This is a genomic window from Ochrobactrum sp. BTU1, assembly GCA_018798825.1.
In the GTDB taxonomy this organism is placed as follows: Bacteria; Pseudomonadota; Alphaproteobacteria; order Rhizobiales; family Rhizobiaceae; genus Brucella.
Genome location: CP076357.1, coordinates 797,501 through 809,700, shown reverse-complemented (window position 1 = coordinate 809,700; position 12,200 = coordinate 797,501). Strand labels below are relative to the sequence as shown.

Genomic DNA, 12,200 nt, shown 5'->3' with positions numbered 1-12,200 from the left:
GAGTAAGTCGTCCTGACAACGGCCGAAATACTGCTGTGTCACTGTTAACGGTCAGCGTGTTTGCAGGGCGAGCGATCTCGCGAAGCAAAGGCGACAATCCGGGATATTCGGGCAAGTTACTGTTCACCTGCTGATGAAAAACCCCTGGCGCTCTTCCCGGAACACCAAGGTTATGCGTGGTCTCCGATCGCGTCAATCAGACTTCCGCACACACATCGCATAGCTATTAGATTAAGTAGAAGAAAGAAATTTTTGGCGGTTTTAAAACCCATTGAACGCTAGTTTTTGTTGAAGCCACTCATAACTGTATGGCCGGCCACCAAGCTGGTCTTTCATTTCAGGTGATTGTTATTCCATATCCGGAATATCACCAAACTGGAAAATTATGGTTGGAGGTCCATATTCACCAATATCTGGATCCGCTTCCCGGCTCCAGGCAACAATCCCAGAATGCTTTCCTTCAAGGCCTGTCGCAGCTTTCATTGCGCGGCCTTCGGTCTCAAACGACATTGGATCAAATGCGGGAACGAGTTCGCCATCATCATTCTTATCAAAGGCGGCAACCACGATGAGACGCGCATTGGCCATTTAAATCACTTTCCGTTGGCGTTTTTATCGAGGTCGGAATTATCGGGTGTCGAAGCCCCGCCCGTTTTTTTTGAACCTTTGGCTTTGCCCATTTTAGGTTCCACTGGACGGACAGGTGTATTCGTAAACTTAATTGCCATGTGTTTTCTAATTCGCCTTCACTGCTAGTGTTCTTATAATGTTCTCATTTGGGTTGGAAGTCAATTAGCTATAGAGAGCCTGAGTAAATGACTTAGTTCGCGCGTGATAGGGCGGCTCGGAGTTTTTTCTCCACGACAGCCAGATTATCGTAAGGTTGCAGGTCGATCGCACCGAAAGTGTCGATGCTATTCGTCTGGCTCTTTGCTTGTGTGGCCGACATACATGCCGTCAGAGACAACTTCGATCGCGTTCGCGGTCTCTTCAGCGGACCAGCCCGCAGCAACAGCGTGGCCAATCAAATCTCGAATACCTGGAATAGCTGTGTCGGAAATAGCAGCGGCCGCATCGGCTTCCGATGTACTTGACAGGGTGGCTTGCTCGATCAGATCGGCGATGCTCTGCGATACGGCATCTTGGCAATCGACATCACGATCTGGATAAAAACCTTCGCGTTTCGGACTTCGCATCTCCTCCTCCTTTTTTCTTAAGGATGTAGTGCGCCATAGAGTGGCGCCCAGCCATCAAAACAGGCTTGCTTGCACTTCTTTATTGTCATTACTCGGCGTCAGGTCGATCAAGTCAGCATCGGGCAACGGCTTTTGCATTTGCTTGGGTTCATTCCACGGTGCTCGCGACCATGTATCGATTTCCTCGACCGTGCACAGGCTTACAGGCATTGCTTTGGGATGGACCGGCATTACCACCGCGTTAGGCTCTGTGGTCAAAAAGGCAAAGATATCGTCCTCAACCGGGCCTTCTTTTTTCTTCCTCGCACCGTCCCAAGTTGTCCAGATGCCGGTAAATGCAAAGAGCGGCTTTTCTTCGTTGTGAGCAAACCAATGCAGCGGCTTGGCAGCTTCACCTTTGACGTAGATAGGCGGCGTCTGCATTCCCCATCGAAGATGTGTAAGCTCGTGTTCACTACCTGATAGATTTCGCAAAGCCGGGGCTGGATAGTTTGGATAGACGTCTAACTGCGGATCAACACGGTTTGTCATGTCACAAGACTGGGGAAAGAGATGGCGAAAGGTCTCATGAGCCGTCGTTATATCATAGAGATCGCACATGCACTCCTCTTGGCGTGCCTTAGAATAGCTGAGATCTGTCGACCTCCAGTTAACGCGTCTTCGCCAAGCTGTGGGTGTTGATAACTGAATCAGAGCGGACCATACTTTGTATTATCACCGTAGCTTTTCCACACCTTGCAGCCGTCCGCATCGCACCAGTGATCAAACCTTCCCGATTGGCCTGCAATGGCGCGTGGACCTTTTTCTTCAGACTTTCGCTACAGAGATGTCGCCGTTCTGTCGCCGACCGTTGCCTTTCGAACGTTCAGCACAATGGTAAGGTTGATTCACGCTAAGCAAAATGCTGAAACTTTCACTCGGTTAACTATTGGTGCGCGATGCGCGTCAGAAACGCTAACCATTCAATCAGAACAAATTGTGCCCATGAAAACGTTCGTCCTCACAACTGGTCTGTTTGCCTTCACTGTTGGATGGCCGTCACTGCCCAATGCGCAGGACATTGATCATGGCAAAATGGTTTTCCAGGCGCGATGTCGATCATGCCATGTTCTTGATGGCGAAAGAAATTTAATCGGTCCCCATCTGAAGTCTGTTCTGAACAGAAAAGCAGGTACTGTACCGGACTTTATCTATTCTTCCGCTATGCGTGAGGCCGGAGCGAATGGCTTAATCTGGGACGAGCAGACTTTGCGAGCATTTGTGAGCAGTCCAAGGGACGTGGTTCCCAATACCAAGATGAGGTTTTGGGGGCTTTGGGCATCTGAAGTTGATGATCTGATCGCCTATTTGATCGCAAGCGGATCTGAATAGGGAAGTTTCGGCGATCTGTTTGCACTGCAAGGTCTGGCCAAAAGTGGTCGGCGCATCGGGTTCTGGCTACACAGTCGCTGTTGAACTAAGACACCAGAGAGTGCCGTCTTGCTGTTACATTTGAAGCTCAATCCCGATCATGCCCCATCTGCGGGCAGTTGGGAGAGAGGGTGGAACTTGGCCGATGCCTTTACTTCACGAGTACGTGGAAGTCGCATGCGGCCCCAGTCCGCCCGCCTTTGCTCAAGTGTTGCGCTATTCCCCATGGGAAATCGTAAAAATCGGCAGATGCAGCAGCAATTTTGTTAATTAGAAGCCAAACCAACAGGTTCAACAAAGTTATCTTGTACGAGAGTAGGTAAAAAAAGCGGCCCTCCGGCCGCTTTTCTAATCAGGTTCGGATCATCAGAGGCTATATTGCTTGCGAGCAATATCTCCGAGACCAGCCGCATCCAGCTTCTTCAAGGGTGCAAGAAAAGTAACCTGAATGACACCCGGGTCACGTCCAATCTCGATCGCTCCATTTACCGTTGCGCGATTACGCACCTCGGCAACCGTCATGTCAAGAAGGTTGGACGCTCGCTCCAGGCCATTGACGATAGCGGCATTCATGTTCTGCGCTGTTCCAATGACAGATATCGGCGCCACCTCTTCAGTTCGCTCCACGCCCCAATGTTTCGCCAGCTTGGAAGCCTTCAGCTTTTCTTCATCGGTAAATGGACGGGCCAAAGGGGGCAGGTCTTCCAGCAGCGGAAACAGTACGGGACCATCATTATTATATTTTTTTAAGACTTCGACCTGAAGCGTCACACTCCCTGCGACGTCCATCGTGTGACCAGCAATTTCTCCATCGCCCTGCGACGCGTGCATGTCACCCATATAAACGCCAGCGCCGTTAACTTTGACCGGGCAGACTAGCACCGCACCCGCACGAACAGCATCGATATCCATGTGGCCGTCTGTTTTATGTTCTAGAAGCTGCGCTGGGGTGAGCGCGTAATTGTGAGGGGCTCCGACGAGGAATGAACCGAAATCACCTGCATTGTGGGAATCGGGCATCGCGATCGACGGGGTCGTGCCGAGCTGACCCAAAAATGGCCGCATTCGAACGATGGCGCCAATAAGGTCAGAAGGAGCGTAATTCAGTATGGAATGCTGTACCGAGTTGTCCGGCAACGATGCATAATGATCTGCATTTTCGGCGATTTTTCGGGCCGCATCTTGCGGCAGCGTTACGCCTACCGATTGGGTGTCATCAAAAACAACAGTGTAGCCATGCTCCATCGTAAATGGCTTTATGGCTTCTCCACATTTATTACAGCGGACAGAATCTTGTCCAACGCCTTCAATGTGTGTTTCAGGCCAAACTTCGTCACATGTGGGGCATCGTGCGGCCACAAAGGGGTCGCCCAAGCAAAACTGGTTAGACACTGTGTCATGGCCGGAAGCTGTCGCTAACGACGTGACAGAAATGTCCCGAATACGAATAATGACGCCATCACCGACCTCGGCGCCATCAATGAAAACAGGCTTTGTCACCTCATGACCACCACGCAACCGGGGAGTTATCATTGGTCCCCAGCAACCCGGGGCGGTGTTGGCTATGATTGTGCCGCCGCTTTGCAAAGGACCAAGCATGGGCTCGTGCGGGTCCAGAACACTATTGGTGAAACCATCAACCACAATACTGCGCTTAGCGCTAGAAAAGTTGCCATCCGCCATAACAGTCTCCTTTTAGTTTTGTTCTGACTGTAGCTTTCGAAAATGTTTTTACCACCCATTTTTATGCGTTCTTACGCCGCTGGAACAAACGTCGTGGCTCAACCCTCAACAGTGTCGCAGTCTTCTACCTTCACGGGGATGCTAGATTCTCGGAAAGAGGGCCGCAGACCGTATCGTAGCTTCTAAAGGAGAGCCAAATTCGTTTCGCTTAGGGCGGGGAATAATCCAATTGTAAACCGTCCGCCGGTTCAAACAAACATTGGTGTCACGAAATGCCTTGAAACATTAAATGAAGAAATCAAACGACAGCAGAATATGAATTATTGGCCCACCGCCGATATTGAACGATCCACCCCCAAGTAAAGGCAAGCTTTTGGCCCAGTCATGAGAAGTTTCTAGCTCGAAACATTCTCATGATCGGGTATAAAATTTCCCAAAAGCCTAATGCCAAATCCCTTCAGATGTTGCGTTTAAGTGGCTGACGCCGTTCAATTCTGATCGAGAACACGCGACAAGCTAAGCGCTGTAAGAGTACAGATGGCGCCCGATATCAGGTATCCACCAATGAAAATGATACCGAGACTGCTTGCGAGACCAAGCGCGACCAAAGGCGCAAATGCCGCTCCAACGAGCCATGCAAGATCTGATGTTAAGGCGGCACCTGTGTATCGATAATACTGAGTGAAACGCGAAGAGACTGCACCGGACGACTGGCCAAATGTCAAACCCAGCACGCCAAAGCCAATCAGAATGTAAGCATCTTGCCCGCGACTCCCGGCGTCAAGCAAAAACGGCGCTGAAAAGCTGAATATTGCTATGAGAATTGCACCAAACATCAGCTCTTTACGGCGCCCAATCCGGTCAGCAATGAATCCAGACAAAACGATACCGATGATACCGATTAGTGCACCGATGACTTGCACCCACAAGAAACGTTCAACTGGCTGGGCGCCAGAAAGAAGAACCCAACTCAGCGGAAAGATTGTGACGAGATGGAACATTGCAAAACTGGCCAGCGGCACAAAAGCGCCGAGCACCACATCAATACTATGCTTGCTAAGCATCTCGAAGACAGGGCGTGCCTGTAGCTCTTGCGATTCCATCGCCGCACCGAACTCATTACTAGCAACAATGCGAAGTCGCGCAAATAGCGCAACCACGTTGATTGCAAATGCTACAAAGAACGGATAACGCCATCCCCACGCCAGAAAATCAGCTTCACTGAGATTATGCACGAAGTAGGCAAAGAGAATACTCGCAAGAGCAAACCCGATAGGTGCTCCAAGCTGAGGTATCATCGCATACCAACCGCGTCGATTGGGCGGAGAACTCAGGCTTAGCAGTGAAGCGAGGCCGTCCCACGCCCCCCCAAGCGCAAAACCTTGACCGAGTCTAAAGAGGGCAAGTAATGCGACCGCCCAGTATCCGATCGTTTCGAAGCCTGGAAGAAAAGCAATCGAAGCCGTTGAACCGCCCAAGATGAGTAGAGCAAGGGTGAGCTTTGTCCCTCGTCCGTATTCTCGATCGATCCACATAAAGACGAAAGACCCGATTGGCCGGGCGATAAATGCCAGTGAAAAGATGGCAAAAGACATCAAGGTCGCTGTCACCGCGTCAGGCGCGAAGGGAAAAATCAGTTTGGGAAAAACGAGGACTGAGCCAAGTCCGTAAACGAAGAAATCGAAAAATTCCGACGTACGTCCTATGACGACGCCAATGGCGACGTTTCCTGGTGACAGGGGCTTGCCGTCCCGATGGATACGGCGCGCGTCTCTTTCGAGACCGGAAGAGGAAGGCGTAGCGGACGAACTCATGAAACTCTCCGATGGAAATGGATCATGTGCTTTAGGATGTCGCACAACCCAACGATATCAAGAAGCAGGTCCGAAAAAAAGTGCTTTGAGCACAATGAAAGCTGGTTTGCCGACGAATTTGAAAAAATGGCGAATTTTAGGGCTTTCCGATTTGCAATTGTGCCTTATCATTGATGAGGCAACGGAATGTAGGTCAGGTACGACATGCACGCATTCTCGAGTTTATTGAAGAAGTCGATCGTGAGCCTGATCATTCTTTCAGCGCTCGCAGGGTGCAATATGGTCGTCATGTCACCTTCGGGCGACATTGCAGCTCAACAGCGTGATCTCATCGTTATATCGACGATATTGATGTTGATCATTATCGTACCGGTCATATTCCTCACCTTTTTCTTTGCTTGGCGCTATCGTGAGTCCAATCGGTCCGCCCATTATGATCCCGAATGGCACCATTCAACAGCTCTTGAAGTCGTGATTTGGACCGCGCCACTGCTGATTATTATAGCGCTAGGCGCGATCACGTGGGTGAACACACACAAACTTGATCCCTATCGGTCTCTTGACAGAATAGATAGCGGACGCGCTGTGGCGGCGGGAACCAAACCTCTAACCATCGAGGTTGTGGCACTCGACTGGAAATGGCTATTCTTCTATCCCGATTACGGCATTGCTACTGTCAACGAGCTGGCAGCTCCGGTCGACATGCCCATCGAGTTCAAGATTACCGCTTCATCGGTAATGAATTCGTTTTATATTCCCGCACTTGCTGGCATGATTTACGCGATGCCTGGAATGCAGACGCGGTTAAACGCTGTCATCAATCGGCCCGGTGAGTACGAGGGTATTTCCTCAAATTTCAGCGGAGAAGGTTTTTCCCATATGCGTTTCGTCTTCCATGGCGTTGATGCTGAGGGTTTCGAAAGCTGGATAAATCGCGTGAAGCAACATGGTACGCCGCTAAATCGGGACACGTATCTTAAGCTGGAAAAGCCGAGCAGTCGTGAACCTGTCCGGTACTTCGGGGCCGTAGAAAATGGCCTGTTTGAAGCCGTTCTCAACATGTGTGTGCGCCCCGGACAGATGTGCATGAGCGAAATGATGCATATCGACAAAATGGGCGGGGGTGGTCTTGAGAGTCGCCAGAACAAGGCTCGGCTCGAACACGACAATCGTCATACCACAGACGTGACGCCGGTTGACGCAACGGATGTTCAGACATCACCCGGTTCTATGCAGGATCAGGGTCATGACATGCATACCACGCCTTAGAAGCCTTGCGGTTAAGGTTAATTGCTGGGAAGTTCAGGCTCGTTAAAACAATTAGGCTCTCAAATTTGGGGAGCCGGGATCTGATAACGGTAACTTCGGGAATGTTCTATCATGATCGGCGGTAACAGTCCTACGAGTACGATATTCGGGCGCCTTTCACTTGAGGCTATCCCTTATCATGAGCCTATTCTCCTACTGACCTTTGTTGTGGTCGCAATTGGCGGGTTAGCAATCGTGAGCCTGATTACATATTTCAGGCTGTGGAGCTATTTGTGGAACGAGTGGCTTACAAGTGTGGACCACAAAAAAATTGGCATAATGTACGTTATTCTGGCGCTGGTCATGTTGCTGCGTGGGTTTGCTGATGCCGTCATGATGCGAATACAGCAAGCAATCGCCTTTAACGGATACGAAGGCTATCTCCCCCCTCATCATTATGATCAAATCTTCACGGCCCACGGCGTGATTATGATTTTTTTCATGGCCATGCCATTTGTGACCGGACTCATGAATTACGTTGTTCCGCTTCAGATCGGTGCCCGTGACGTCTCCTTTCCTTTCCTCAACAATTTCTCATTCTGGATGACGACGGGTGGAGCTGTTATCATCATGATGTCGCTTTTTGTCGGCGAATTCGCACGCACAGGATGGCTCGCCTATCCGCCTCTCTCAGGCATTGATTACAGTCCGGATGTCGGGGTCGACTACTATATATGGGGACTACAAGTGGCTGGCGTGGGAACAACGCTGTCCGGGATCAATCTAATCGCCACAATAGTGAAGATGCGTGCACCTGGCATGTCCTTTATGAAAATGCCGATATTTACCTGGACATCGCTATGCACCAACATCTTGATTGTTGCGACGTTCCCCATTTTGACCGCTACGCTGGCATTGCTATCCCTGGATCGTTATGTGGGAACGAATTTCTTCACAAATGACCTTGGTGGCAATCCGATGATGTATATCAATCTCATCTGGATCTGGGGCCATCCGGAAGTCTACATCCTGGTACTGCCCGCTTTTGGCATTTTCTCCGAAGTCGTTGCGACCTTCTGCGGCAAGCGCTTGTTTGGCTATGCTTCAATGGTCTATGCGACATGCGTTATCATGATCCTCTCTTATCTCGTTTGGCTCCATCACTTCTTCACGATGGGCTCAGGCGCATCCGTTAACGCGTTTTTCGGTATCACAACGATGATCATTTCCATCCCGACAGGGGCGAAAATGTTCAACTGGCTATTTACAATGTACCGCGGTCGAATTCGCTTTGAGGTTCCGATGTTATGGACAATCGGCTTCATGTTCACCTTCGTTATCGGTGGCATGACGGGTGTCATGCTAGCCATCCCGCCGGCGGATTTCGTGCTTCACAACTCGCTCTTTCTTATAGCCCATTTTCACAATGTAATTATTGGCGGCGTCGTTTTTGGTCTGATGGCAGGACTGGTGTATTGGTGGCCAAAGGCTTTTGGCTACAAACTAGACCCGTTCTGGGGAAAAATGAGCTTCTGGTTCTGGCAAATCGGTTTTTTCGTCGCCTTTATGCCGCTCTACATTCTTGGCCTGAAAGGCGTGACCCGCCGTGTCAGTCAGTTCGAAGATGGGTCACTGCAAATTTGGTTTGTTATCGCGGCACTTGGTGTCGGGTTGATCGCACTTGGAATCGCATCTTTCCTCGTTCAGCTCGTTGTCAGTTACCTCAAACGTGATCAACTTCGCGATTTCACCGGCGACCCATGGGGAGGGCGAACACTAGAGTGGTCCACATCTTCGCCTCCACCCGACTATAACTTCGCCTTTACCCCAGTGGTTCACGATCATGACAGTTGGTACGACATGAAAAATCGCGGCTATGAACGTCCCCTTACCGGATTTCGTTCAATACACATGCCCCGAAACACCGGAGCAGGCGTGGTGCTCGCCGCCATAAGCGTGGTGCTTGCCTTTGCGCTGATTTGGTACATCTGGTGGTTGGCCGCGGTTTCGTTAGTTGCTTTGGTGGTCGCTGCAATCGGCCATACTTTCAATTATCATCGCGACTTCTACATTGCTGCCGAAACAGTAGCTGAAACGGAAGCCGCCCGTTCAAACCTTCTCGCAGGGTAGGGCTATAACAATGACAGACATTTATCTGCCCGAAGACGAGAAGCCGCAATTCTATCTGGCCGAAGATCATCATCCGGAAAATAGCACATTGCTGGGTTTCTGGCTCTATTTAATGAGCGATTGCCTGATTTTTGCAGTCCTCTTTGCCACTTACGGTGTGCTCGGGCGAAATTATGCAGCCGGACCGTCACCAGCGGATCTTTTCGATCTTAATCTCGTTGCGCTCAACACTACAATGCTGCTTCTTTCGTCAATTACCTACGGCTTTGCCATGCTTAAAATGCAGCGCGATGAAAAAACAGGAACGCTGTTTTGGTTGGCGATCACCGGGGTTTTCGGCGCAATATTCCTTGCCATAGAAATCTACGAATTTAGCCACCTCATCAGGGAAGGTGCCGGACCTGGTCGCTCGGCATTTCTTTCATCGTTTTTCACGTTGGTCGGAACACATGGGCTCCATGTGACTTTCGGCATTATCTGGCTGATTACCCTGATGGCACAGGTGCAGCGCCACGGGCTCATAATCGAAAATCGCAGACGTCTTATGTGTCTTTCCATGTTTTGGCACTTCCTCGACGTCATTTGGATTGGAGTGTTCTCCTTTGTTTATCTCGTAGGAGTAGTCGGATGAGCGTTCAAAGTCAGCCGCACAGTACACCGTCAGGAGACCACGATCACCACTCGTCAGGTTTGCATGAAGTGCATTCAACCTTCAGCGGCTACATGACCGGGTTTGTGCTTTCGGTCATTTTGACTGCCATCCCATTCTGGCTCGTTATTGGTGATGTATTCACCAGCAAACAACTCACTGTAATATTGGTGATGGGGATTGGTGCTGTCCAGATCGTTGTCCATATGGTCTACTTTCTGCATATGAGCCCACGATCTGAAGGTGGTTGGACAATGATGGCATTGATCTTCACCCTGATCATTGTAGGAATCGCGCTTGCCGGGTCGCTTTGGGTTATGCACCATCTCAACGAGAACATGATGCCGGTCACTCACGACATGATGAAAAACATGCCTTAGCAACCGGCCGATCGGTCGCGAAGCGAAGGTTTCGTATTGATTGGAGAGCATCACTTTTTCAGGTTCGCTCATCTGGAGGCAACGATTTCAAATATATGTTGATTTAAAGATGGATCAAAGGGATCTCTCGCCAAAAAGCACCGTGAGAAATCCCCTTCCGCTTTCGTCTAGCCGATAGCACAAATATTGCAACCGCCGTGGACCTGTCAAAGGTCTGCCAAACAATTTGTCCGCAATTAAGCCATACGAAGTTTGACAGTTACACCGCGCTGACGAAAGTAAGCCTGCAGCAGCTTCCGCCCCGAGCGATTGTTATGAGCGAGCTTCTCGGGGTCCAGCTCGACTTCTTTTAGGCCAGCCTGCGCCAAAGCCGATTTTAGAGTGGCGATATGCAGATCGATGTCAGCATTGTCGTTCTGAAGAGATTCGTAGACATTGTTGATTGCGTCTTCCACGTTAGTCCCGCTCACGGCTTTACTCCTGATGTTGTATGGAGGGCGGTTAGCATATATCTGCACAATTCGCCATCCTGCGTGAGTTCGTGATGGCCAATCGCTGCTCACGGCGTTTTTGCATAATGTGACCTGCCTCAGAGAACCAACCTGCGTCAGAGTTGCGGCAATGCGCTTGATTGCAGCCGTGCTTCTTCTCTCAACCATTGCGCAAAAGCAGTTGCGTTCATACTCAGTGTCTTCAATCGGACCTGCAGCCAAACACCGTGATCGCGTAGTAGTCGCTTTTCGCTCAGCAATACTAAACGACCTGCTTTAAGTTCACCCGAAGCCAGGAATTCGCTCACCAGGGCGATACCAAGGCCCTCGGTCGCAGCACGAACTACCGCCGATGTTTCTCGAAGTCGCAGACTCACAGCGGTGCCCGAAGAGGCAGAAGTTGGCTCTTCAGCGAACCATCTGCTCCAGTCGGTACCAAAAGTGCCAATTTTCGGGATATTGCCGAAAGAGGCACCGGCGTTGATTGCCTCTTGAGCAATCTGAGGCGACGCAACCATCACCAGGCGATCTTTCCACAACGGCTCGGCGTCGAAAGGAGGAGCAGCAACCGGCGCAGTCACAATCACGATATCTGCGGTCGCGTAGCCTTCCCCCCGATCCGTGCCAACGACCTCCACACTGATATCCGGCCGGAACTTCCGGAAATCTGAAAGTCGCGGTAGCAGCCAGTAATTTAAATGGGATCGAGCACAGGCGACCATGAGCGGCGTTTCTTCTATTGCCACCGCGTTTGTGGCCTCAAGAAGCTCATCAAGCAATGATCCTAGCCTGCTTCCGAACCGTCTAGCCTCCGGCGTCAGTTGGACCATCCCGCCAACCCGATCAAAAAGCCTGCGGCCAACTTGTTGTTCGAGCTGCCGAACGGCCTGACTTATCGCAGATTGAGTGACGTGTAATTCCGCAGCAGCCGCCGTGAAGCTGCCAAGTCGGGCTGTGGCTTCAAAAGCTCGGAGGGAAGGAAGGGGAGGAATATGTCTCTGGCGCATTGCTATTAGTAACACTAATGAGTGGGATAAAAAAAACCCATTCGACGGCGCAGGCACTCTATAATACTAATGCGCTTACCACGCTGTTCAACACAATAGTCTGCACGTCTGGGTCAAGTTGAAAAAAGCCGATCGCATGATCCTGGATTGTCCTCACTCTCCTGCCGACAATCTCGAATTCGCTATTAAAGA

Annotated in this window: 13 protein-coding genes (1 of these 13 cut by a window edge); 6 read left to right on the top strand and 7 right to left on the bottom strand. The window is 50.5% G+C overall.

The genetic code is table 11. From position 1 onward, the window contains the following. Window positions 1-348: 348 nt before the first annotated feature. The 3 genes from KMS41_27220 to KMS41_27210 form a co-directional block, all read right to left on the bottom strand. Window positions 349-588, bottom strand: a complete 240-nt coding sequence (locus KMS41_27220) for a hypothetical protein (protein ID QWK81479.1) — start codon at window positions 586-588, stop codon at window positions 349-351. 326 nt (window positions 589-914) lie between these two features. After that, complete coding sequence (locus tag KMS41_27215; protein ID QWK81478.1) at window positions 915-1,196, bottom strand: hypothetical protein; 282 nt, start codon at window positions 1,194-1,196, stop codon at window positions 915-917. A 54-nt stretch (window positions 1,197-1,250) separates the two neighbouring features. Beyond that, complete coding sequence (locus KMS41_27210; GenBank protein ID QWK81477.1) at window positions 1,251-1,796, bottom strand: SOS response-associated peptidase family protein; 546 nt, start codon at window positions 1,794-1,796, stop codon at window positions 1,251-1,253. Window positions 1,797-1,982: 186 nt separating this feature from the next. On the opposite strand from KMS41_27210, the gene KMS41_27205 reads away from it, so the two are divergent. Then, window positions 1,983-2,567 (top strand): c-type cytochrome, encoded by a 585-nt coding sequence (locus KMS41_27205; GenBank protein ID QWK81476.1) that lies wholly within the window; start codon window positions 1,983-1,985, stop codon window positions 2,565-2,567. 405 nt (window positions 2,568-2,972) lie between these two features. Here KMS41_27205 and KMS41_27200 read toward each other — a convergent pair whose 3' ends face one another. Together KMS41_27200 and KMS41_27195 are read right to left on the bottom strand one after the other, a co-directional pair. Beyond that, window positions 2,973-4,289 carry an acetamidase/formamidase family protein gene (locus KMS41_27200; GenBank protein ID QWK81475.1) on the bottom strand — a complete coding sequence of 439 codons (1,317 nt, stop codon included), beginning with the start codon at window positions 4,287-4,289 and terminating at the stop codon, window positions 2,973-2,975. Window positions 4,290-4,777: 488 nt separating this feature from the next. Next, window positions 4,778-6,103, bottom strand: coding sequence for an MFS transporter (locus KMS41_27195; protein ID QWK81474.1), 1,326 nt, complete (start codon window positions 6,101-6,103; stop codon window positions 4,778-4,780). A gap of 204 nt (window positions 6,104-6,307) precedes the next feature. Here KMS41_27195 and cyoA point away from each other — a divergent pair, with 204 nt between their 5' ends. The 4 genes from cyoA to cyoD all read left to right on the top strand — a co-directional run bounded on the left by cyoA (window position 6,308) and on the right by cyoD (window position 10,510). Then, window positions 6,308-7,372 (top strand): ubiquinol oxidase subunit II, encoded by a 1,065-nt coding sequence (cyoA, locus tag KMS41_27190; GenBank protein QWK81473.1) that lies wholly within the window; start codon window positions 6,308-6,310, stop codon window positions 7,370-7,372. Window positions 7,373-7,483: 111 nt separating this feature from the next. After that, complete coding sequence (cyoB, locus tag KMS41_27185; protein ID QWK81472.1) at window positions 7,484-9,481, top strand: cytochrome o ubiquinol oxidase subunit I; 1,998 nt, start codon at window positions 7,484-7,486, stop codon at window positions 9,479-9,481. 10 nt (window positions 9,482-9,491) lie between these two features. Next, window positions 9,492-10,112, top strand: a complete 621-nt coding sequence (gene cyoC, locus KMS41_27180) for a cytochrome o ubiquinol oxidase subunit III (GenBank protein QWK81471.1) — start codon at window positions 9,492-9,494, stop codon at window positions 10,110-10,112. Next, window positions 10,109-10,510, top strand: a complete 402-nt coding sequence (gene cyoD, locus KMS41_27175; GenBank protein ID QWK81470.1) for a cytochrome o ubiquinol oxidase subunit IV — start codon at window positions 10,109-10,111, stop codon at window positions 10,508-10,510. Before cyoC ends, cyoD begins: the two co-directional genes overlap by 4 nt. A gap of 236 nt (window positions 10,511-10,746) precedes the next feature. Here the strand turns inward: cyoD and KMS41_27170 are convergent, their stop codons facing one another. Next, window positions 10,747-10,980, bottom strand: coding sequence for a hypothetical protein (locus tag KMS41_27170; GenBank protein ID QWK81469.1), 234 nt, complete (start codon window positions 10,978-10,980; stop codon window positions 10,747-10,749). 137 nt (window positions 10,981-11,117) lie between these two features. After that, window positions 11,118-12,008 carry a LysR family transcriptional regulator gene (locus KMS41_27165; protein ID QWK81468.1) on the bottom strand — a complete coding sequence of 297 codons (891 nt, stop codon included), beginning with the start codon at window positions 12,006-12,008 and terminating at the stop codon, window positions 11,118-11,120. A 136-nt stretch (window positions 12,009-12,144) separates the two neighbouring features. Here KMS41_27165 and KMS41_27160 point away from each other — a divergent pair, with 136 nt between their 5' ends. Next, window positions 12,145-12,200 carry the beginning of a 2-hydroxyacid dehydrogenase gene (locus KMS41_27160; protein QWK81898.1) on the top strand. Its footprint extends 973 nt past the window's final position, so 56 of the gene's 1,029 nt are visible here — the first part of the coding sequence; the start codon lies at window positions 12,145-12,147; its stop codon lies beyond the right edge, outside the window.